20 protein-coding genes and 1 other RNA gene are annotated in these 20,567 nt (G+C 56.3%); 14 read left to right on the forward strand and 7 right to left on the reverse strand.

Annotated elements, in window-relative coordinates:
* Positions 1–88 precede the first annotated feature (88 nt).
* Entirely contained in the window at positions 89–1,327 is a 1,239-nt protein-coding gene (serA, locus tag ACK13D_RS08920; protein ID WP_010248817.1) for a phosphoglycerate dehydrogenase, read from the forward strand.
* A gap of 344 nt (positions 1,328–1,671) precedes the next feature.
* Here serA and ACK13D_RS08925 read toward each other — a convergent pair whose 3' ends face one another.
* The 3 genes from ACK13D_RS08925 to zapA form a co-directional block, all read right to left on the reverse strand.
* Positions 1,672–2,265 carry a 5-formyltetrahydrofolate cyclo-ligase gene (locus tag ACK13D_RS08925; RefSeq protein ID WP_010671060.1) on the reverse strand — a complete coding sequence of 198 codons (594 nt, stop codon included), beginning with the start codon at positions 2,263–2,265 and terminating at the stop codon, positions 1,672–1,674.
* 91 nt (positions 2,266–2,356) lie between these two features.
* A non-coding RNA gene (ssrS, locus tag ACK13D_RS08930) (6S RNA) lies at positions 2,357–2,539 on the reverse strand.
* A 39-nt stretch (positions 2,540–2,578) separates the two neighbouring features.
* Entirely contained in the window at positions 2,579–2,908 is a 330-nt protein-coding gene (gene zapA / locus ACK13D_RS08935; protein ID WP_008925677.1) for a cell division protein ZapA, read from the reverse strand.
* Between the two features lie 170 nt (positions 2,909–3,078).
* Here zapA and ACK13D_RS08940 point away from each other — a divergent pair, with 170 nt between their 5' ends.
* The 8 genes from ACK13D_RS08940 to ACK13D_RS08975 all read left to right on the forward strand — a co-directional run bounded on the left by ACK13D_RS08940 (position 3,079) and on the right by ACK13D_RS08975 (position 13,121).
* Positions 3,079–3,657, forward strand: coding sequence for a YecA/YgfB family protein (locus ACK13D_RS08940; protein ID WP_022623836.1), 579 nt, complete (start codon positions 3,079–3,081; stop codon positions 3,655–3,657).
* 46 nt (positions 3,658–3,703) lie between these two features.
* Entirely contained in the window at positions 3,704–5,026 is a 1,323-nt protein-coding gene (gene pepP / locus ACK13D_RS08945) for a Xaa-Pro aminopeptidase (RefSeq protein WP_080694246.1), read from the forward strand.
* Positions 5,023–6,201, forward strand: a complete 1,179-nt coding sequence (ubiH, locus tag ACK13D_RS08950) for a 2-octaprenyl-6-methoxyphenyl hydroxylase (RefSeq protein ID WP_124890312.1) — start codon at positions 5,023–5,025, stop codon at positions 6,199–6,201. The genes pepP and ubiH overlap by 4 nt, the downstream gene beginning before the upstream one ends.
* A gap of 13 nt (positions 6,202–6,214) precedes the next feature.
* Positions 6,215–7,417 carry an FAD-dependent 2-octaprenylphenol hydroxylase gene (gene ubiI / locus ACK13D_RS08955; RefSeq protein WP_346449890.1) on the forward strand — a complete coding sequence of 401 codons (1,203 nt, stop codon included), beginning with the start codon at positions 6,215–6,217 and terminating at the stop codon, positions 7,415–7,417.
* Positions 7,418–7,849: 432 nt separating this feature from the next.
* A complete protein-coding gene (gene gcvT, locus ACK13D_RS08960; protein WP_052271514.1) occupies positions 7,850–8,947 on the forward strand; it encodes a glycine cleavage system aminomethyltransferase GcvT in 1,098 nt (365 codons plus the stop codon).
* A 23-nt stretch (positions 8,948–8,970) separates the two neighbouring features.
* Positions 8,971–9,357 (forward strand): glycine cleavage system protein GcvH, encoded by a 387-nt coding sequence (gcvH, locus tag ACK13D_RS08965; protein ID WP_010248802.1) that lies wholly within the window; start codon positions 8,971–8,973, stop codon positions 9,355–9,357.
* A gap of 80 nt (positions 9,358–9,437) precedes the next feature.
* Positions 9,438–12,311, forward strand: a complete 2,874-nt coding sequence (gene gcvP / locus ACK13D_RS08970) for an aminomethyl-transferring glycine dehydrogenase (protein WP_022623832.1) — start codon at positions 9,438–9,440, stop codon at positions 12,309–12,311.
* A gap of 66 nt (positions 12,312–12,377) precedes the next feature.
* Positions 12,378–13,121, forward strand: coding sequence for an SDR family oxidoreductase (locus ACK13D_RS08975; protein ID WP_010248798.1), 744 nt, complete (start codon positions 12,378–12,380; stop codon positions 13,119–13,121).
* 30 nt (positions 13,122–13,151) lie between these two features.
* Here the strand turns inward: ACK13D_RS08975 and ACK13D_RS08980 are convergent, their stop codons facing one another.
* Both ACK13D_RS08980 and ACK13D_RS08985 read right to left on the reverse strand, forming a co-directional pair.
* Positions 13,152–14,591 (reverse strand): 6-phospho-beta-glucosidase, encoded by a 1,440-nt coding sequence (locus ACK13D_RS08980; protein ID WP_346449891.1) that lies wholly within the window; start codon positions 14,589–14,591, stop codon positions 13,152–13,154.
* 115 nt (positions 14,592–14,706) lie between these two features.
* The gene (locus ACK13D_RS08985) at positions 14,707–15,426 is read right to left on the reverse strand and encodes a MurR/RpiR family transcriptional regulator (protein ID WP_010248792.1); all 720 of its coding nucleotides are present in this window, start codon (positions 15,424–15,426) and stop codon (positions 14,707–14,709) included.
* 169 nt (positions 15,427–15,595) lie between these two features.
* Between ACK13D_RS08985 and trhA the strand changes: the two genes are divergently transcribed.
* Positions 15,596–16,261, forward strand: a complete 666-nt coding sequence (gene trhA / locus ACK13D_RS08990) for a PAQR family membrane homeostasis protein TrhA (RefSeq protein ID WP_033785639.1) — start codon at positions 15,596–15,598, stop codon at positions 16,259–16,261.
* 61 nt (positions 16,262–16,322) lie between these two features.
* On the opposite strand, the gene ygfZ is transcribed toward trhA, so the two are convergent.
* Positions 16,323–17,309 carry a tRNA-modifying protein YgfZ gene (ygfZ, locus tag ACK13D_RS08995; RefSeq protein WP_010248786.1) on the reverse strand — a complete coding sequence of 329 codons (987 nt, stop codon included), beginning with the start codon at positions 17,307–17,309 and terminating at the stop codon, positions 16,323–16,325.
* A gap of 226 nt (positions 17,310–17,535) precedes the next feature.
* Here ygfZ and sdhE point away from each other — a divergent pair, with 226 nt between their 5' ends.
* Positions 17,536–17,802: an FAD assembly factor SdhE gene (gene sdhE / locus ACK13D_RS09000; RefSeq protein WP_010248781.1), complete on the forward strand. Its 267-nt coding sequence runs from the start codon at positions 17,536–17,538 to the stop codon at positions 17,800–17,802.
* A complete protein-coding gene (locus ACK13D_RS09005; protein WP_418796199.1) occupies positions 17,777–18,187 on the forward strand; it encodes a protein YgfX in 411 nt (136 codons plus the stop codon). The genes sdhE and ACK13D_RS09005 overlap by 26 nt, the downstream gene beginning before the upstream one ends.
* A 128-nt stretch (positions 18,188–18,315) precedes the next feature.
* Here the strand turns inward: ACK13D_RS09005 and fldB are convergent, their stop codons facing one another.
* On the reverse strand, positions 18,316–18,834 hold the full coding sequence (gene fldB, locus ACK13D_RS09010) for a flavodoxin FldB (RefSeq protein ID WP_010248777.1): 519 nt from the start codon (positions 18,832–18,834) through the stop codon (positions 18,316–18,318).
* A gap of 102 nt (positions 18,835–18,936) precedes the next feature.
* Between fldB and xerD the strand changes: the two genes are divergently transcribed.
* The gene (xerD, locus tag ACK13D_RS09015; RefSeq protein ID WP_010248689.1) at positions 18,937–19,830 is read left to right on the forward strand and encodes a site-specific tyrosine recombinase XerD; all 894 of its coding nucleotides are present in this window, start codon (positions 18,937–18,939) and stop codon (positions 19,828–19,830) included.
* A 21-nt stretch (positions 19,831–19,851) separates the two neighbouring features.
* On the forward strand, positions 19,852–20,565 hold the full coding sequence (gene dsbC, locus ACK13D_RS09020) for a bifunctional protein-disulfide isomerase/oxidoreductase DsbC (RefSeq protein ID WP_010671049.1): 714 nt from the start codon (positions 19,852–19,854) through the stop codon (positions 20,563–20,565).
* Positions 20,566–20,567: the final 2 nt, after the last annotated feature.

Below are 20,567 nucleotides of genomic sequence, written 5' to 3' on the forward strand. Positions count from 1 at the left end.
GTTTGTATTGCCCGACGCGATTTTTTTGATATTTTGACAGAAGGCTGGCTTATGGTAGTCCTCATTGAATGCTGAATAGGATCGGGAAATGGCAAAGGTATCACTGGAAAAAGATAAGATTAAGTTCCTGCTGGTGGAAGGTGTCCATCAGAGCGCGCTGGAGAACCTGCGGGCTGCAGGCTATACCAACATCGAATTCCATAAGGGCGCACTGGATTCCGACGCGTTAAAAGCATCGATCCGTGATGCACACTTTATTGGTATCCGTTCCCGCTCCCAGCTCACTGAAGAGATTTTTGCGGCGGCTGAAAAGCTGGTCGCCGTTGGCTGTTTCTGTATCGGTACCAACCAGGTTGATCTGCAGGCGGCTGCCAGCCGGGGTATTCCCGTGTTCAATGCGCCGTTCTCAAATACCCGCTCGGTTGCGGAGCTGGTGATTGGTGAGATGCTGCTGATGCTGCGTGGCATCCCGGAAGCGAATGCGAAAGCACACCGTGGCATCTGGAATAAGATTGCCAAAGGCTCATTTGAAGCGCGTGGCAAAAAACTGGGTATTATCGGTTACGGCCATATCGGAATGCAGCTGGGCGTGCTGGCAGAAAGCCTGGGTATGCATGTTTTCTTCTACGACATTGAAAACAAGCTGCCGCTGGGTAATGCCACGCAGGTACGCCATCTGGCCGATCTCCTCAACATGAGCGACGTTGTCAGCCTGCACGTGCCGGAAACCGTCTCTACACAGGATATGATTGGTGCAGAGCAGCTGGCGCAGATGAAGCCTGGCGCGCTGCTGATTAACGCCTCACGCGGCACGGTGGTGGATATCCCGGCGCTGTGCGATGCGCTGGCCAGCAAGCATGTGGGTGGCGCAGCCATCGACGTCTTCCCGAGCGAGCCAGCTACCAACAGCGAGCCGTTTATCTCTCCACTGAGTGAGTTCGACAACGTGATCCTGACGCCGCACATTGGCGGCTCGACGGAAGAAGCGCAGGAGAACATCGGCATTGAAGTGGCGGGCAAGCTGGCGAAATACTCCGATAACGGCTCGACTCTCTCGGCTGTTAACTTCCCTGAAGTGTCACTGCCGATTCACGGTATCAGCGCCAGTCGTCTGCTGCATATCCATGAGAACCGCCCTGGCGTGCTGACGGCCATCAACCAGATTTTTGCCGAGCAGGGCATCAACATCGCCGCCCAGTATCTGCAAACCTCGCCGTTTATGGGCTATGTGGTGATCGACATTGATGCAGAGCCGGAAGTGGCCGAGAACGCGCTGCAACTGATGAAGGCGATTCCGGGTACCATTCGCGCCCGTCTGCTTTACTAAGCGCTACCAACCTGAACAGGCGCTTAGTCGCGTCTCTTCAGGTAGTTAATACAGGCTGTCCCGATTTGCTGTAAGACCGAGACTGCGAAGAGAACACGGTCAGATCGGAAAGATGCAAAAGCCGCCATCCATGGCATGCCCGGCCCGCGCGATTACGCACCTCATCCCTGAGGTGCGCCCGTAACCGGGCCAACGCGTTGCGTTGTTTAAAAACGCTCCCGGCGTTTTTATCCGGGCGGCGGGACGCTTTCCTCTTCTGACCATGTTCCCTGCGCGTTAAGCTATTTTATTGCTGCCAGATGCGCCCAGGTATGGGTTTTCACTTGTCTGCAAAAGCGACTCTTCTACTCCCACTGCCAGAGTTTTGATGGCGTCATTACCGCCGGCAAAGGCACATCCCATTCTGCCACCGGCAGGCTATCGACCTGCTGACAATCGTGTGCCAGGCCCACCGGCAAAAAACCGTGCTGCCGCCAGTTCTGCAGGGTGCGATCATAAAAGCCGCCGCCCATCCCCAGACGCTGTCCATGCTGATCAAACGCCACCAGCGGCACCATCATCAGATCCAGTTGATCAAGGGTGATCACCTGCCGGATATCCAGCGGCGGTTCAGGAATGCGCAGCTTATTTTTGAGCAATGGGGTATCGGGCGAATAGCGCAGAAACAACAAATTACCGGGGGAGAAGGGGTGTAAAACCGGCAGACAGACCGTTTTCTTCAGATGCCAGAGGCGCGCAATCAGCGGACGGGTATTCAGTTCGCCATCCACCGACAGAAACAGGGCGATATTGCGCGCTTCAGTCACCGGGGCGTAGTTGAGCGCATGTTCAGCGAGCTGCTCAGCGGCCTGCGTTTGCTGCTCATCGGTAAGTGCCCGTCGCAGATGTCGCACATGCTGGCGAATCGCCTGACGCTGGGTCATTGAAGGTTCAGACATGGAAGGTTCAGACATGATTTCCCCGCCGGATAAGTCGCTGTTGAGCGACTATAACATGTCAGTCAGGGGAAAAAGCAGGACTACAGGAAGAGAGATCTCCGAGATGCCGCCGTAGGCTGTAACCCTTGAACCCTTGGTTCAAGGTGAACATGCCGTCATAACCATCAGGCTTCTCGGACGAACCGAGCATGCACACAGGTTACGAGCGTCACATTCTGTTTTTTCGAAATATCGGCTCAGGGGACTGGCCCACATGCAAACATCTCAGAGAAAATTTACCTCACCGTTACTTAAGTATAGCAACCATGAAGTTTTATTCGAACTTCGCACCCTCACGCTCAGAGATGCGACCCTGCTCAACTAATGCCTGTTCAATCGTCTGCTGCAACATACGGATACGCTGTTCCATATTAGCAGCATAATCGCGCGTTTTCACTTTCTCTTGCGCCAGCTCGTGGCAGACGTTTAACGCGGCGATGAACACCAGTTGTTCTGTATTGGTGACTCTAGTGCGAACTTTTAGATCTTGCAACCGTTGATTGAGATCTTCAGCCGCGCTATTGAGCGCATCTTGCTGCTCTGGCGGACAATTTACTCTCAACGAACGACCAAAAATTTGTAAATCTACCGGTTGTGCAGACATGCCACCTTCCTGACTGATTACTTCGCTCGCAACTCCCTTAGCAGTCAATGGCTTGGGAGGCGGGCAACTATATAGACCCACGAAATAAGATACAACCCCTTTTCTGGAAACCTTGAGGCAGCTAGTGGTAGCATAACACGAACTTATTCTGCCAACGACGATGAAAACTTATGTCCTTACAGAACGCAACTCCCGATTACAACGCGCTCGCGGCGGTGCTCTCACAGCAGGGTGTTGGAATGACGCCTGCGGAAATGCATGGCCTGCTGAGCGGCATCCTCTGCGGTGGGAACCAGGACACCAGCTGGAAGACGCTGGTACACGATCTGGCTAACGAAGGCATGGCGTTTTCACACACTCTTGCCGTGCCACTGGCGGAACTACACGAGCATACGGCGACTACGCTGGAAGATGAAGGCTTCCTGTTTCAGCTGCTGCTGCCTGCTGACGACGACATCACCGTCTTTGACCGTGCCGACGCGCTGGCGGGCTGGGTTAACCATTTTCTGCTCGGCCTGGGCGTAACACAGCCTAAACTGGATAAAGTCACCGGCGAAACCGGCGAAGCAATCGATGATCTGCGCACTATCGCACAGCTCGGTTACGAAGAAGATGAAGACCAGGAGGAGCTGGAGCAGTCGCTGGAGGAGGTGATTGAGTACGTTCGTGTCGCCGCGCTGCTGTGCCACGATACGTTCACCCGCCCGCAGCCAACCGCGCCAGAAGTGCAAAAACCGACGCTACACTAATTTCAGGTCAACGAGTTTAACCGGTCAGTTTACAGGGAGTGCAGAGATGATTTCACTGGAACGATTCCTGCAGCGTCGTCAGGCGCTGCTGGCGAAGATGGTGCCTGGCAGCGCAGCGTTAATCTTTGCTGCGCCAGAAGTGATGCGCAGTAATGACACCGAATATCCGTTCCGCCAGAGCAGCGACTTCTGGTATTTCACCGGTTTTAACGAGCCGCAGGCGTTGCTGGTACTGATCAAAAGCGATGAGAATCATAACCACAGCGTGTTGTTTAATCGCGTGCGCGATCCTGCGGCGGAAACCTGGTCTGGCCGTCGTCTGGGTCAGGAGGCCGCACCCGACAAACTGGGCGTCGATCGCGCTTTACCCTGGAATGATATTGGTGACCAGCTGCACCTGCTGCTGAATGGCCTGGATGTGGTTTACCATGCGCAGGGCGAATATGCCCACGCGGACACACTGGTGTTCAGCGCGCTGGATAAGCTGCGTCGCGGCTTCCGCCAGCATCTCAGTGCGCCCGATACCCTCACTGACTGGCGTCCCTGGGTGCATGAGATGCGCCTGTTTAAAGATGCGGATGAGATTGAACTGTTACGTCGCGCCGGGAAAATCAGTGCACTGGCGCATACCCGCGCCATGCAAGCCTGTCGGCCAGGCCTGTTCGAGTATCAGCTCGAAGGGGAAATTCAGCACGAATTTAACCGTCACGGTGCGCGTTTTCCCTCCTATAACACCATTGTGGGTGCCGGAGTTAACGGCTGCATTCTGCACTACACCGAAAACGAAAGCGAAATGCGCGACGGCGATCTGGTGCTGATCGATGCAGGCTGTGAGTTCCACGGCTATGCAGGCGATATCACCCGCACCTTCCCGGTTAACGGCAAATTCAGCCCGGCGCAGCGCGCGATTTATGACATCGTGCTGGCTTGCCTCAACCGCTCGCTTGAACTGTTCCGGCCAGGCATCAGCATTCGTGAAGTGAATGATGAAGTGGTGCGCATCATGGTCACCGGGCTGGTGGAGCTGGGCATCCTGGAGGGCGACGTCGATACATTGATCGCCGAGGAAGTCCATCGTCAGTTCTATATGCATGGCCTGGGCCACTGGCTGGGGCTGGATGTGCATGATGTCGGCCACTACGGCACCCCGAGCCGCGACCGCGTACTGGAGCCTGGCATGGTGTTAACCGTCGAGCCGGGTCTTTATATCGCACCGGATGCCGACGTGCCCGCGCAGTATCGCGGCATTGGTATCCGAATCGAAGATGACATTGTGATCACTGAAGATGGCATTGAAAATCTCACCGACAGCGTCGTGAAAGAGGCGGATGAGATTGAAGCATTGATGGCGGCGGCAAAACAGGCATGACGATTCTGATTGCCGGTGGCGGCATGACCGGGGCGACGCTGGCGCTGGCGATCTCCCATCTGACCCAGGGCACACTGCCGGTAACGCTGATAGAGAGCAGCGAGCCCGGCAGCCGGGCGCATCCCGGTTTCGACGGCCGCGCTATTGCGCTTTCTGCCGGTACCTGCCAGCAGCTTGCGGACATCAATCTGTGGCAGCACATCGCCCGTTGTGCCACGCCGATTACCGACATTCATGTCTCCGATCGCGGTCACGCCGGTTTTGTGTCGCTGGCGGCGGCTGACTACGCTATTCCGGCGCTGGGACAGGTTGTCGAGCTGTTTGACGTCGGTCAGCGTCTGTTTGCTGAGCTGAAAAAAGCACCCGGCGTAACGCTGCGCTGTCCGGCTCGTGTTACCCAGGCTAACCGCCGTGAGCAGCAGGTTGAGGTGACGCTGGACAGTGGCGAACAACTCAGCGGCAAACTGCTGGTGGCGGCGGATGGCACGCGCTCTGCGCTGGCGGCTTCGTGCGGCATTCAGTGGCAAAGAGACGACTATGAACAGCTTGCCGTGATTGCCAATGTTTCCACCGCGCTGCCCCATCAGGGCCGGGCATTTGAACGTTTTACCGAACATGGCCCGCTGGCGCTGTTGCCGATGTCCGGCAATCGCCTGTCGCTGGTCTGGTGTCATCCGGTTTCACAGCGTGAACGCATTGAGCAGTGGAGCGAGGCTGAATTCCTCAGCCAGCTGCAGCGTGCCTTTGGCTGGCGGCTGGGGAAATTCACCCATACCGGTCAGCGTGAGTATTACCCGCTGGCGCTGCACCGGGCGATGTCGCCGGTGACGCATCGCGTGGCGGTGGTGGGCAATGCGGCGCAGACGCTGCATCCGATTGCCGGGCAGGGCTTCAACCTGGGCCTGCGCGATGTGATGTCGCTGGCTGAAACGCTGGCAGCCGCCCATCGACAACAGCAGGACCCCGGCAGCTATGCGGTGCTGCATCATTACCAGCAGCGTCGTCAGCCCGACCGCGCCGCCACCATCGGTATCACCGACGGACTGGTTCGCGTCTTTGCGAATCGCTATGGCCCGCTGGTGGCAGGACGTAACCTGGGCCTGCTGGCGATGGATCATCTGCCGTGGTTAAGAAATCAACTGGCTGAGCGCACGCTTGGCTGGGTTAAGCGTTAATAAAGAGGCTCAGATGCAAACTTTTGATGTGGTGATTGCCGGTGGCGGTATGGTGGGACTGGCGGTGGCCTGCGGCTTGCAGGGTAGCGGACTGCGCATCGCCGTACTGGAAAAATCACCGGAGCCACCGCTGGCGCTGAGTGCGTCACCGTCAGTTCGCGTGTCGGCAATCAATGCCGCCAGCGAACGGCTGCTGCAGAAGCTGGATGTCTGGTCGACCATTCTCTCGCTGCGCGCCAGCGCTTATCACGGCATGGAAGTGTGGGATAAGGACAGTTTCGGCTCCATCGCCTTTGATGATGAGCATCAGGGCCTGTCGCATCTGGGCCATATTATTGAAAACCCGGTGATCCACAATGCGCTCTGGCAACGTGCCAGCGGCTGCAGCGACGTGACGATAATGGCACCCTCGCAGTTACAGCAGGTCGCGTTTGGTGACAACGAAGCCTTTGTTACCCTGCAGGATGGCAGCATGTTAAGTGCGCGATTAATGATTGCCGCTGACGGCGCTAACTCCTGGCTACGCAACAAAGCCGATATTCCGCTGACCTTCTGGGATTACGATCACCATGCGTTAGTGGCTAATGTCCGCACTGAGAAGCCGCACGACGCAGTAGCGCGCCAGGTGTTCCATGGCGACGGCATTCTGGCTTTCCTGCCGATGCAGGATCCGCATCTCAGTTCCATCGTCTGGTCGCTCTCGCCGCAGGAAGCGAGCCGTCTGGAAACCATGCCGGAAGCGCTGTTCAATCAGCAGCTCTCGGTGGCGTTTGATATGCGGCTCGGCCTGTGCCAGCTGGAAAGCGAGCGCAAATCGTTTCCGCTGGTGGCGCGCTATGCCCGCAACTTCGCGGCACACCGTCTGGCGCTGGTGGGCGATGCGGCTCACACCATTCATCCGCTGGCGGGTCAGGGCGTTAACCTTGGGTTTATGGATGCCGCCGAGCTGATCGGTGAGATTCGCCGTCTGCATCAGCAGGGCAAAGATATTGGTCAGCACCTCTATCTGCGACGCTATGAGCGCAGCCGTAAGCACAGCGCCGCAATGATGCTGGCGGGAATGCAGGGCTTCCGTGAAATGTTCGCAGGCAATAATCCGGCGAAAAAATTGCTGCGCGACGTGGGTCTGAAACTGGCTGACCGCCTGCCGGGTGTCAAACCCATGATGCTTAAGCAGGCGATGGGGCTGAATGATCTGCCCGCCTGGCTACGCTAAATTCGCCCTTCTGATAAGCCAGCTTCTGCTGGCTTTTTTTATGCCTGACACCGCTCTGCACCACAAAAAGGCAACGCTGCACCAGCAGAGGTCTTCGTTTGATTTATTCTAATTTTGCGGGCGAATTCGCATTACTTTTTCTCATTCTTCTGTCCGCTGGGCGCGGGATTTTTTTAACATCCTGAATGCCATCCCGCATAAATTTGCTGCGTATATTTAAATTCCCTGCATTTATTGCGCGATTAATCACAAAATTGCAGTTTTATATCCTGTTGGCAGCCGTTCCTGGTTAGGCTGTGCCTCTGCTTTCGACCCCGGTTTGCTTATGGTTAATCGTCAGATTCGGTGGTAACGTCAGCCCTAAGAGAACGTTTGCGTCGGCACTGAATGCCGGCGCACTTTTGCACTCACTCGCTTCTGCACAGGATGGTTATGACTCAGCAAACACCTCTGTTTGAACAGCATCAGGCCTGCGGTGCCCGCATGGTGGATTTTCATGGCTGGATGATGCCGCTGCACTATGGCTCCCAGATGGATGAACATCATGTGGTGCGCACTGACGCCGGTATGTTTGATGTCTCTCACATGACCATCGTCGACCTGACAGGCCCGCGTACCCGTGAATTCCTGCGCTACCTGCTGGCAAATGATGTGGCAAAACTGACCCAGCCAGGCAAAGCGCTCTACACCGGGATGCTGAATGCCTCGGGTGGCGTCATTGACGATTTGATTGTTTACTTTATGAACGAAGAGTTCTTCCGGCTGGTAGTGAACTCTGCCACCCGTGAAAACGATCTCGCCTGGATCACGCAACACGCGCAGGGCTATGGCATTACGCTGACGGAACGCGACGACCTGGCGCTGATTGCCGTGCAGGGTCCGCAGGCGCAGCAGAAGGCACAGACGCTGTTCAGCGAGGAGCAGCGTCAGGCTGTTGCTGGCATGAAGCCATTTTTCGGCGTGCAGTCAGGTGACCTGTTTATCGCCACCACCGGCTATACCGGCGAAGCGGGATATGAGATTGCTATGCCTGCAGAGGAGGCAGCCGATTTCTGGCAGCGTCTGCTGGCTGCTGGCGTTAAACCTGCCGGACTGGGCGCACGTGACACGCTGCGTCTGGAAGCGGGTATGAATCTGTATGGTCAGGAGATGGATGAAGGCGTTTCACCGCTGGCTGCCAACATGGGCTGGACGGTCTGCTGGGAACCTGCTGACCGCGATTTCATCGGCCGGGAAGCGCTGGAACTGCAGCGTGAACGCGGTACCGAAAAGCTGGTAGGACTCATCCTCACAGAAAAAGGGGTGCTGCGTAACGGCTTGCCGGTGCGTTTCACCGATGACCAGGGGCAGCCGCAGGAGGGGATCATCACCAGTGGCTCTTTCTCTCCGACGCTGGGTTGCAGCATCGCCCTCGCGCGCGTACCGGCCTCAGTCGGCAGCACCGCCATCGTTGAGATCCGTAACCGCCAGATGCCGGTCCAGGTTACCCGTCCCGTTTTTGTCCGCGCCGGTAAACCGGTCGCTCAGTAAATTTTATTCAGGAGAAATGGCCAATGAGCAATGTGCCGAATACGTTGAAGTACCGCGACAGCCACGAGTGGGTGCGCAAAGAAGAAGATGGCAGCTACACCGTGGGTATCACTGAACACGCGCAGGAGCTACTGGGCGACATGGTGTTTGTCGATCTGCCGGAAGTGGGCGCGACGTTTGCCGCTGGTGAAGAGTGCGCGGTCGCGGAATCCGTTAAAGCGGCTTCAGATATCTATGCGCCGATCAGCGGTGAGATTGTGGCGGTCAACGAAGCACTGACTGACTCACCGGAGCAGGTCAACAGCGAGCCTTATGAAGGCGGCTGGTTATTCAAAATCAAAGCCAGCGACGCGTCTGAAATCGACACGCTGCTGGATGCGGATGCTTACAAAGCCTCCATCGACGAGTAGTCGTCAGGCGGCCTCACACTGAGGCCGCAGATTTATGTTTGCTCTCCGGTTCCCCCAGCCCGATTCAGGATTTACTGCTAATGACTCAGACTCTCAGCCAGCTTGAACACAACGGTGCATTCATTGAGCGCCATATCGGTCCTTCACCTGAGCAGCAGGCGCAGATGCTTGACGCTATTGGTGCCCGTTCGCTGGAAGCGTTAATCAGCACGATTGTGCCGGCAGATATTCAGCTGCCTGGCCCGCCAGCGGTTGGCGAAGCCGCTACTGAACAGCAGGCTCTGGCCGAACTGAAAGCGATTGCCAGCCAGAATCTGCGTTACAAATCCTGGATCGGTATGGGATACAGCGCGGTGATCACCCCGCCGGTTATCCTGCGTAATATGCTGGAGAATCCGGGCTGGTACACCGCCTATACCCCGTATCAGCCTGAGGTCTCCCAGGGCCGTCTGGAAGCGCTGCTGAACTTCCAGCAGCTGACGCTGGATCTCACCGGCATGGATATCGCGTCCGCCTCACTGCTGGACGAAGCAACCGCTGCCGCTGAAGCGATGGCGATGGCAAAACGCGTCAGTAAGCTCAAAAATGCCAATAAATTCTTCATTGCCGATGATATCCATCCGCAGACGCTGGATGTGGTCCGCACCCGTGCGGAGACGTTCGGCTTCGAACTGATTATTGATAGCGCGGACAAAGCGCCCGATCATGACGACCTGTTTGGTGTGCTGCTGCAACAGGTGGGCACTACCGGCGAAGCGCACGATTACAGCGCACTGATTGCCGGACTGAAAGCCCGCAAAGTGGTGGTCAGCGTGGCGGCGGACTTTATGTCGCTGGTGTTACTGGAAGCGCCAGGCAAGCAGGGTGCAGACATTGTCTTTGGTTCAGCTCAGCGCTTCGGCGTGCCAATGGGCTACGGCGGCCCTCACGCGGCCTTTTTCGCCAGCCGCGACGAGCATAAGCGCTCTATGCCAGGCCGTATCATTGGTGTTTCACGTGATGCGGCGGGCAACACGGCGCTGCGTATGGCGATGCAGACCCGTGAACAACATATCCGCCGTGAAAAGGCCAACTCCAACATCTGTACGTCGCAGGTGCTGCTGGCAAACATCGCCGGTCTCTATGCGGTGTTCCACGGCCCGGCGGGCCTGAAACGCATTGCCTCACGCATTCATCGCTTCACCAACATTCTGGCGGCTGGGCTGCAACAGGGCGGCCTGAAGCTGCGCCATCAGCACTGGTTCGATACGCTGACGGTGGAAGTGGCGGATAAAGCCGCTGTGCTGAATCGCGCCCTGAGCTTTGGCGTTAACCTGCGTAGCGACATCCATAACGCCGTGGGCATCACGCTGGATGAAACCACCTGCCGCGAAGATATTCTGGCGCTGTTTGCCATTCTGCTGGGTGATGAACACGGTCAGGACCTGGAAAAGCTCGACAGCGAAGTGGCCAGCGAGAGCCACGCGATTCCTGCTGGCCTGCAACGCCACAGCGAGATCCTGACCCATCCGGTGTTCAACCGTCATCACAGCGAAACCGAGATGATGCGCTACATGCACAGCCTGGAGAAAAAGGATCTGGCGCTGAATCAGGCGATGATCCCGCTGGGCTCCTGCACCATGAAGCTCAATGCCGCGGCAGAGATGATCCCGATCACCTGGCCGGAATTTGCGGAGCTGCATCCATTCTGCCCGGCTGAACAGGCTACCGGCTATCTGCAGATGATCGGCCAGCTTTCGCAGTGGCTGGTGCAGCTCACCGGCTATGATGCGCTCTGTATGCAGCCAAACTCCGGCGCGCAGGGTGAATATGCCGGACTGCTGGCGATCCGTCGTTATCACGAAAGCCGTGGAGAGGGCGATCGTCATCTCTGCCTGATCCCAAGCTCGGCGCACGGGACTAACCCGGCCTCAGCCCAGATGGCGGGCATGGACGTGGTGGTGGTGGCCTGCGATAAACAGGGCAACATCGACCTTGGCGACCTGCGTGAAAAAGCGGCTCAGGCGGGCGACAAACTCTCCTGCATCATGGTGACTTACCCGTCAACCCACGGCGTTTATGAAGAGACCATTCGCGAAGTGTGCCAGATCGTGCATCAGTATGGCGGTCAGGTTTATCTGGATGGCGCGAACATGAATGCGCAGGTCGGCATCACCACGCCTGGCTATATCGGCGCGGATGTCTCGCACCTGAATCTGCATAAAACCTTCTGCATTCCGCACGGCGGCGGTGGTCCGGGTATGGGACCGATTGGCGTCAAAGCGCACCTGGCCCCGTTTGTGCCAGGACACAGCGTGGTGCAGATTGACGGTGTGCTGACGCAGCAGGGCGCCGTATCCGCAGCGCCGTTTGGCAGTGCATCCATTCTGCCAATCAGCTGGATGTACATTCGCATGATGGGCGCGGAAGGGCTGAAACAGGCCAGCTCGGTTGCGATTCTGAATGCCAACTACATTGCCCGCCGCCTGCAGTCGGCCTATCCGGTGCTCTACACCGGCCGTGACGGTCGGGTGGCGCACGAATGTATTCTCGACATCCGTCCGCTGAAAGAGCAGACCGGCATCAGTGAGCTGGATATTGCTAAGCGCCTGATCGATTATGGATTCCACGCACCAACGATGTCCTTCCCGGTGGCGGGCACCCTGATGGTGGAGCCGACTGAATCGGAGAGCAAAATCGAACTGGATCGCTTTATCGACGCGATGCTGGCGATCCGCATGGAGATTGATCGGGTGACGTCAGGTGAATGGCCGCTGGATGACAACCCACTGGTTAATGCGCCGCATACTCAGCTGGAAATCGTCAGTGAGTGGTCACATCCTTACAGCCGTGAACTGGCAGTCTTCCCGGCGGGCAGCCACAACAAATACTGGCCGACGGTAAAACGTCTGGATGATGTGTTTGGCGACCGTAATCTCTTCTGCTCCTGCGTGCCGATGAGCGACTATCAGTAATTTCCCCGCAGGCAAACGTTAACCACAAAGGGTCGATTCGTCGGCCCTTTGTACTGGAGAATCAGCATGAAACTGGCACTGGTTACGGGGGGCAGCCGCGGTATCGGGCGGGCCACGGCGCTGTTACTGGCCGTCCGGGGTTATCGGGTTGCGGTGAACTACCGTCAGCGCGAAGCGGAAGCTCAACAGGTGGTGGCGCAGATCCGGCAGCAGGGCGGTGAAGCCTTTGCTGTTCAGGCAGATATCAGTGATGAAGCCCAGGTGATGGCGATGTTTGCGCAGCTCGACCAGCAGTCCGAACCGCTGGCGTTGCTGGTGAACAACGCCGGGATTTTGTTTCAGCAGTGTCGCACCGAGCAGCTGGATGCGGCACGCCTGCATAAGGTCTTTGCCACCAACGTGATTGGGTCTTTTCTCTGCTGTCGTGAGGCGGTTAAGCGGATGGGCACACATCACGGCGGTCAGGGCGGCTCCATCGTCAACGTCTCATCAGCAGCGTCGCGTACCGGTGCGCCTGGCGAATATGTCGATTACGCCGCTTCAAAAGGGGCGATGGACACGCTGACCAGAGGATTGTCGCTGGAAGTGGCGCAGCAGGGGATTCGGGTCAACGGCGTACGTCCGGGATTTATCTATACAGAGATGCATGCCGATGGCGGAGAGCCAGGCAGAGTAGACAGGCTTGCCAGTGTGATCCCGATGGGACGCGGCGGTGAAGCAGAAGAGGTGGCGGAAGCGATCGTCTGGCTGGCCAGCGACGCGGCCTCTTACGTCACCGGCAGCATCATTGACGCTGCCGGTGGGCGTTAACTCACTTCGCCGCTGATGCGGCGTGATGACTTACAGGTTTTCGCCGTTACTGGCGATAACCTGCTGATACCAGCTGAAACTCTTTTTCTTCCCACGAGAAAAATCGCCGCTGCCATCATCATTTTTATTCACATGAATAAAGCCGTAACGTTTGTCGTACTGGCCGGTGGTAAACGAGACGCAATCGAGGCAGCCCCACGGCGTATAGCCCATTAATTCAACACCATCGTACGCCACGGCTTTCTTCATCTCTTCGATATGCGCACGCAGATAGTCGATGCGGTAATCATCTTCAATCACGCCATTGGCGTTTGGCTTATCGATAGCACCAAAGCCGTTTTCAACAATAAACAGCGGCTTCTGGTAACGCTCATACAGCTCGTTCATCGCATAGCGCAGGCCAACCGGATCGATCTGCCAGCCCCAGTCGGACGCTTTCACATGCGGGTTTTTCACCACACCTTCAAAGCCGGTGATCGGATCGTCAACGCCGCTGGCATCGGTTTTCACCGCGTTGCTCATGTAGTAGCTGAAACCGACATAGTCTGCACAGCCCTGGCGCAGCGTCTCGGCATCATCCGCTTCCATCCGAATGTCGTAACCCTTGCGCGCCCACTCTTTCAGGGTGTAGGCCGGATAGTAGCCGCGCATCTGCACGTCACTGAACACATAGCGCTGATGCATCGATTCCTGCGCCAGCACCACATCGTCCGGGTGGCAGGAGAAGGGATAGACCGGCACCATGGCGATCATGCAGCCAATCTGAAATTCAGGATTGATGTCGTGGCCGAGTTTCACCACTTTTGCACTGGCAACAAACTGGTGGTGCATCACCTGATACATCGCCTGTTCAGGTTTCTCATGTTCGGTAAAGATCACGCCTGAACAGCAGTAACCAAACAGCGGATACTGCCAGTTACGCTGGTTGTTGATCTCATTGAAGGTCATCCAGTATTTCACTTTGCTTTTATAACGGTTCAGCACCACTTCGCTGAAGCGCACAAAGAAGTCGACCACTTTGCGGTTGTGCCAGCCGCCATACTCTTTGACCAGGTGATAAGGCATTTCGAAGTGCGAAAGGGTGATGACCGGTTCAATGCCATACTTCAGCAGTTCATCAAACAGGTCGTCATAGAATTGCAGGCCTGATTCGTTGGGCTGTTGCTCGTCACCGTTAGGGAAGATACGGGTCCAGGCAATCGAGGTGCGGAAACATTTGAAGCCCATCTCGGCAAACAGCGCGACATCCTGTTTGTAGTGGGAGTAAAACTCCACACCCTTGTGGTTCGGGTAGAAATGACCCGGCTGCACGCCGTCGGTGATCACCCGGTCAACGCCGTGTGAACCGCCGGTCATCACGTCAGCAATGCTGACGCCTTTGCCGCCCTGATCCCAGCCGCCTTCAACCTGATGCGCTGCCACCGCTCCGCCCCAAAGAAAGCCTTTTGGTAACTGCAATTCTGCACTCATGCTTCACCCCATTACGGATATTGAAATTGAGCTGAGTGTAGCAAGGCAATAATGAAAGTCACGATATAACAGCGCGGCAATAATTGCGTTTGTTACATCCAAAAAACAGGCTGTTTTATTTCCCCAGCTGGCGGCCGATTGCTTCAATAATATAGGTCACTGGCACCTGAGTCGTAATGTCGGAATTGTCCGCCATACGGATGATGGGCACATGGTAGCAGAGGTTGAAATCACCGATCTTCGCCAGTGAGCAGCTCTCCGTGTTGGTTATCGCAATGATTTTACACTTATTCAGGCTGAACTGGCTGGCAATGCGCAGGATCTCTTCCGTTTCACCGGAGACCGATAAAATAATGGCAATGGCGTTTTCATAGAGATCGGGACTAACCGGATAATAGGGATCGTCAATCGCGTGGCTGAATTTACCGAGGTTAGAGAAAAAGCGTGCGCCATATTTTGCCAGGCTGCCGGAGGTGCCGACGCCAATAAAGAAGACCCGCTCAGCCTGATTAATCTTCTGCGCGGCCTCAGCGATGAGCTGTTCAAACTCCGGATTATTGATGCTCTTAAAAAAGCTCAGCATTTCACTGACGCCCGCCGTGTTGAGCATTGGCGCACTCTGCTGTTCGTTTAAACGCAGGCGGATGCGGAATTCCGACCAGCCTTCACAGCCCATCTTGCGACAGAAACGCAGCACGGTGGTGGTGGAGACACCAGCCTGCTCAGCCAGCTCGCGGATCGTCATGTAGCTGACGCCTTCGCGGTGCTTAATGATGAACTGATAGACCTGCATTTCCAGATCGTTAAGGCGGGCGAGATCGCTATGCGAAAACATGAATGACTCATTGAACAGTTGACTGGCGGCCAGTTTACCAGATTCATCACCCGGTTTAAGGGATAGTGAATTTCACCAGGATAATTTTAGCGTACAAGTGTACACTGAAAAAAGTGTTGGCTACGCTGGATAACGATATCACTGCTATGGAGCTGATCAGGAACCTGTTATGACCCCCACACTCTCTCACAAACATCAACACGCTGCGGGCTATTCGTTCGCCGAGGAAATTGCCAACAGTATCAGTCACGGTCTTGGCTGCCTGTTCGGTATCGTCGGACTGGTGCTGATGCTCAATCAGGCAACGGAGAGGCAGGCCGACACCCTCACTTTTATCAGTTACAGCCTCTATGGTGGCAGCATGATCCTGCTGTTTCTGGCCTCGACGCTCTATCACGCTATTCCGGCTGGCCCGGCCAGACCCTGGCTGAAAAAGTTTGATCACTGCGCCATCTATCTGCTGATTGCCGGCACCTATACGCCGTTTCTGCTGGTCGCGCTGAGGACGCCGCTGGCGTATGGATTAATGGCGGTGATCTGGGGGCTGGCGCTGGCCGGTATCCTGTTCAAGCTCACGATTGCGCATCGCTTTAAAGCGCTGTCGCTGGTGACCTATCTCTGTATGGGGTGGCTGTCGCTGATTGTGGTTTATCAGCTGGCGATGATCCTGCCGCCGGGCTGCATCTGGCTGCTTGCCGCAGGCGGGATTATCTATTCGCTGGGGGTGATTTTCTATGTGGCGCGCCGCATTCCGTTTAATCACGCCATCTGGCATTTGTTCGTGCTGGGCGGCAGTCTCTGTCACTTCTGCGCTATCTACTTTTATGTGCGCTGAATTGAGCCTGCTCTGAATTGTGGCACTGGCCCTTCCCTTAGCGCAAGGGCCATACGCTCAATCAGCTTTCATCCAGCGAGTAGGGCAGTGGCTGAATGGTCAGATGTCCGCCTTCATCGCCTTCCACCCGCAGCACGCTGTCCGGCTCCAGATCGTTATTCATCACGACCTGAATCCAGCTAATCCCGTCATCTAACTGCACCGCAGCCAGCACGCTGCCGGTTCGACGCCAGCGTTCACCCATCTGCAACTCCAGCGGGGCATTGGCTTCGGGCAGATGACTTGCCTGACCCGCCAGCCAGTAGAGCGCGCGTTTATTGGCGCCGCGATATTTCGCCCGTGCCACCATCTCCTGACCGGCATAACACCCTTTTTTAAAACTGATAGCATCCAGCGCCTGCAGGTTGGTGGCCTGCGGAATAAACTGCACGCTGGTGGCGGGATCAATCACCGGAATGCCCGCTTCAATATCCAGCGCCAGCCACTGCTGACTGTCATTAAACTGTGCATCGTCATTGAGCTTCTGCTTCAGCGCTTCTGCCTGGGCCAGCGAAGTGACAATCAGAAAACGTTCGGCCGGATGGGCAAACCACAGCAGCGTGGTTTCTCCCTGCTGCACCACCGGTTTTTCGCTGTCGGGCAGGCTATCAAACAGATTTGCCAGCGCGGCGCGCGCCTGAAAACCGGCCACGCCCAGCAATACTGACTCATCATCAGCCACCATCGACACTTTCGAAAACACGGCGTATTTCTTTAACTCGGGCAACTGGGTGTCGCGCAGCTCACGACGGATCAGATAAGCATAGCCTTCACCGCGATGGAACAGGCGCATATTGCTCCACATTTTGCCTTTAGCATCGCAGTGTGCGGCGAGCGAATGGTGGTCGGCATCCAGCGCGGCGACATCCAGCGTTAACTGACCCTGCAGGTAAGAGGTGCTGTCGGCACCAGTAATGGAAACCAGCGCCCAGCTATCCAGTGACATCAGGGTTAACGGCAGACGAGACGACGCGGCAGGCTGGCGCGGCGGTAAAGTAAATGTGGGCATGGAGATATCCTGTATAAGAAGGTTCATCCGGAATAATATCTTCAATGTTAAAAGAGCCGACTGGCAATGCAACCTGTTTACGGAAAACGGCGCACAAAAGGCGTGATAACCCTGAAAAGATCCAGCCTGAAATGTGGCAGGTTGCACAGCATGCGACGCTGCGCCTGCGAGCCGCATTAAACCAGGTTACACTAGGCGCCACGTTGTGAATTGTGGAAATTGATGCATGGATATTAATGATAAATCACGCATTCAGTGGGCCTGCCGTCGCGGCATGCTGGAACTGGATGTGGCTATTATGCCGTTCTTCAAATTTGAGTATGAGACGCTGAGCGACACCGATAAGCAGGTCTTTGTGGATTTGCTAAAGAGTGACGATCCCGATCTGTTTAACTGGCTGATGAATCACGGTGAGCCAAAGGATCCGGAGCTTAAGCGGATGGTGAACCTGATCCAGCAGCGTAACCATGCTCGCGGCCCGGTGGCAATGTAAGCTGCGGCCCTCTCGTCTGGCGTGCGGGTTAGTCTGCGCCTGGCTGATAGCAGCCGTGACTGGCGTGGTGCTGATGACGCTGCCTGCAGGCGGCTGGCTGGTTAAAGCGCCGATTATTCTGCTGTTGCAGGCCGAGGGCTGGCGCAGCGTTTGGCGATTGATTCAACGGCACGGTACGTTACAGCGGGAAAGCGTCCATTGCTGGATCTGGCAGGGAAAACGCTGGCGGCCAACTCAGCCATTACGCTGGTTACCCGTTGGCGTGCTGCTGGTGGCGAAGAGCGAACAGGGTGCCACGCTGCGCTGGTGGCTGATGCAGGACAATATGCAGCCTGGCGAATGGCGGGCGTTACGCGCCTGCTGCTTCAGCCCGGCGCGGCATTAATGGCAGCAGTGCAGGCAAGAGCGTCTGAAGCCGTTCATCTGCCTGCACTGCGGTTCGATAATGACAGGCAAGAGCGATTAAAGCCGCTCACCTGTTCATGCCAGGGTTCGACACCGGCAGAAGGGCCGTCAGAGCAGTCCGGCGGTTTCGGTTAACACCTGCTCGCACCACTGCTCAACGCGCTCATCGGTGACCTCAAACTGATTCACATCATCAAGCGCCAGACCCACAAACTGTGAGCCATCGGCACTCAGCGGTTTCGGGCTGGTGAACTCATAGCCTTCAAGCGGCCAGTAGCCAACAAAACGTACTCCCATCGGCTGCAACAAATCGTGCAGCATGCCGAGCGCATCTAAAAACCACTCGCCATAGCCAATCTGATCGCCCATGCCATACAGTGCGACAATCTTGTTTTGCAGATTCAGCGCGGGCAACTGCGGCCAGATCGCCTCCCAGTCCTCTTGCAACTCACCGAAATCCCAGGTCGGGATGCCCATGATCAGCAAGTCGTACTGCTCCATCAGGCGTGGGTCGTCATCTTTCACGTTATGCAGCGTCACTAACTCTTCGCCAATAAAATCGCGAATTTTCTCCGCTACGATTTCGGTGTAACAGGTACTGGAACCGTAAAAAAGACCGATTTTCATGCAGATAACACTCTGTAAATACTGACTTTGGCGCAATTGTACCAGAAGCGCTGCTGAATCAGGCATAATGAGCATGATTTTACACCAGACGGCGGAGATAACGTGCAGGACAGCGATCTGACAGAACAGTTTCTTGATGCGCTCTGGATTGAACGCAATCTGGCGCAGAACACTCTCTCCTCTTATCGCCAGGACCTCCAGACGCTGACCGGATGGCTGGCGCATCATCAGTTGACGCTGCTTAGCGTGGCGCCGCTGGATCTGCAGCAGTTTCTGGCTGAACGGCTGGAGGGAGGCTACAAGGCGACCAGCTCAGCGCGGCTGCTCAGCGCCATGCGTCGCCTGTTCCAGTATCTTTACCGCGAAAAGCTGCGCCCGGACGATCCCAGCGCGCTGTTGTCAGCACCAAAACTGCCGCAGCGTTTACCGAAAGATCTCAGTGAGGCGCAGGTCGAGCGGCTGTTGCAGGCGCCGAATATCGATATCCCGCTGGAGCTGCGCGACAAAGCGATGCTGGAGCTGCTCTACGCCACGGGCCTGCGCGTCTCCGAACTGATTGGCCTGACGCTCAGCGACATCAGCCTGCGCCAGGGCGTTGTCCGGGTTATCGGTAAAGGGGATAAAGAGCGGCTGGTGCCTTTAGGTGAAGAAGCGGTTTACTGGCTGGAGCAATATATGGAACATGGTCGTCCGTGGCTGCTCAACGGTCAGACGCTGGACGTGATGTTTCCCAGTAATCGGGCGCAGCAGATGACGCGCCAGACCTTCTGGCATCGCATCAAGCATTACGCCACGCTGGCGGGGATCGACAGCGAAAAGTTATCACCGCATGTCATGCGCCATGCCTTTGCGACCCATCTGCTGAACCACGGTGCCGATCTGCGTGTCGTACAGATGCTGCTGGGACACAGCGATCTCTCCACCACCCAAATTTATACGCACGTCGCCACTGAGCGCCTGCGTCAGTTGCATCAACAACACCATCCGCGGGCCTGAACCGCGGCGATAAGGACAAAAATGAACAAGCATTTTGCCATGCTGGCTCTTTTAGCCAGCGCCTTTTCCGGTCTCGCACAGGCCGATGACAGCGCCATTCAGCAATCACTTAAAAAGCTCGGTCTGAACCAGACGGAGATCAGCCCGTCACCGCTGCCGGGTTTTAAAACCGTGCTGTCAGAAAGCGGCGTGCTCTACGTGACCGACGACGGCAAACACATGATCCAGGGTCCGCTCTATGACGTCAGCGGCAAACAGCCGGTCAACGTCACCAACCAGCTACTGGACAAAAAAGTCGAAGCGCTGGTGCCGGAGATGATCGTCTACAAAGCGCCTAAAGAGCAGCACGTGATCACGGTCTTCACCGACATCACCTGTGGCTACTGTCACAAGCTGCACGAGCAGATGGCGGACTACAATGCGCTGGGCATCACCGTGCGCTATCTGGCGTTTCCGCGTGAAGGGCTGAATGGTCAGATTGAACCGGCGATGAAAGCGATTTGGTGCAGCGCTGACCGCAATAAAGCGTTTGATGAGGCGATGAAAGGCAATGCGCCGAAGATGGCCGCACCAGACAGCTGCAAAATCGATATCGCCCAGCACTATAAACTTGGCGTGCTGTTCGGCATTCAGGGCACGCCCGCGATGCTGACTGACAGCGGCATGATGATCCCAGGTTATCAGTCGCCGCAGGAGCTGAAGCAGGTGCTGGACAATCAGAAGCGTGGTGGTTAATC

Origin of the sequence: Pantoea sp. K16, from assembly GCF_048452805.1 — a bacterium.
In the GTDB taxonomy this organism is placed as follows: domain Bacteria; phylum Pseudomonadota; class Gammaproteobacteria; order Enterobacterales; family Enterobacteriaceae; genus Pantoea; species Pantoea agglomerans.

What these genes read in the sequence shown, in the direction of transcription:
- ygfZ (WP_010248786.1), bottom strand. Translation starts at nt 17,309, where the DNA reads ATGCCCACATTTACTTTACCGCCGCGCCAGCCTGCCGCGTCGTCTCGT.
- ACK13D_RS08925 (WP_010671060.1), bottom strand. Translation starts at nt 2,265, where the DNA reads ATGTCTGAACCTTCAATGACCCAGCGTCAGGCGATTCGCCAGCATGTG.
- trhA (WP_033785639.1), top strand. Translation starts at nt 15,596, where the DNA reads ATGACCCCCACACTCTCTCACAAACATCAACACGCTGCGGGCTATTCG.
- serA (WP_010248817.1), top strand. Translation starts at nt 89, where the DNA reads ATGGCAAAGGTATCACTGGAAAAAGATAAGATTAAGTTCCTGCTGGTG.
- zapA (WP_008925677.1), bottom strand. Translation starts at nt 2,908, where the DNA reads ATGTCTGCACAACCGGTAGATTTACAAATTTTTGGTCGTTCGTTGAGA.
- ubiI (WP_346449890.1), top strand. Translation starts at nt 6,215, where the DNA reads ATGCAAACTTTTGATGTGGTGATTGCCGGTGGCGGTATGGTGGGACTG.
- gcvP (WP_022623832.1), top strand. Translation starts at nt 9,438, where the DNA reads ATGACTCAGACTCTCAGCCAGCTTGAACACAACGGTGCATTCATTGAG.
- dsbC (WP_010671049.1), top strand. Translation starts at nt 19,852, where the DNA reads ATGAACAAGCATTTTGCCATGCTGGCTCTTTTAGCCAGCGCCTTTTCC.
- fldB (WP_010248777.1), bottom strand. Translation starts at nt 18,834, where the DNA reads ATGAAAATCGGTCTTTTTTACGGTTCCAGTACCTGTTACACCGAAATC.
- ACK13D_RS08975 (WP_010248798.1), top strand. Translation starts at nt 12,378, where the DNA reads ATGAAACTGGCACTGGTTACGGGGGGCAGCCGCGGTATCGGGCGGGCC.
- pepP (WP_080694246.1), top strand. Translation starts at nt 3,704, where the DNA reads ATGATTTCACTGGAACGATTCCTGCAGCGTCGTCAGGCGCTGCTGGCG.
- gcvH (WP_010248802.1), top strand. Translation starts at nt 8,971, where the DNA reads ATGAGCAATGTGCCGAATACGTTGAAGTACCGCGACAGCCACGAGTGG.
- gcvT (WP_052271514.1), top strand. Translation starts at nt 7,850, where the DNA reads ATGACTCAGCAAACACCTCTGTTTGAACAGCATCAGGCCTGCGGTGCC.
- ubiH (WP_124890312.1), top strand. Translation starts at nt 5,023, where the DNA reads ATGACGATTCTGATTGCCGGTGGCGGCATGACCGGGGCGACGCTGGCG.
- ACK13D_RS08985 (WP_010248792.1), bottom strand. Translation starts at nt 15,426, where the DNA reads ATGTTTTCGCATAGCGATCTCGCCCGCCTTAACGATCTGGAAATGCAG.
- ACK13D_RS08980 (WP_346449891.1), bottom strand. Translation starts at nt 14,591, where the DNA reads ATGAGTGCAGAATTGCAGTTACCAAAAGGCTTTCTTTGGGGCGGAGCG.
- sdhE (WP_010248781.1), top strand. Translation starts at nt 17,536, where the DNA reads ATGGATATTAATGATAAATCACGCATTCAGTGGGCCTGCCGTCGCGGC.
- ACK13D_RS09005 (WP_418796199.1), top strand. Translation starts at nt 17,777, where the DNA reads ATGCTCGCGGCCCGGTGGCAATGTAAGCTGCGGCCCTCTCGTCTGGCG.
- ACK13D_RS08940 (WP_022623836.1), top strand. Translation starts at nt 3,079, where the DNA reads ATGTCCTTACAGAACGCAACTCCCGATTACAACGCGCTCGCGGCGGTG.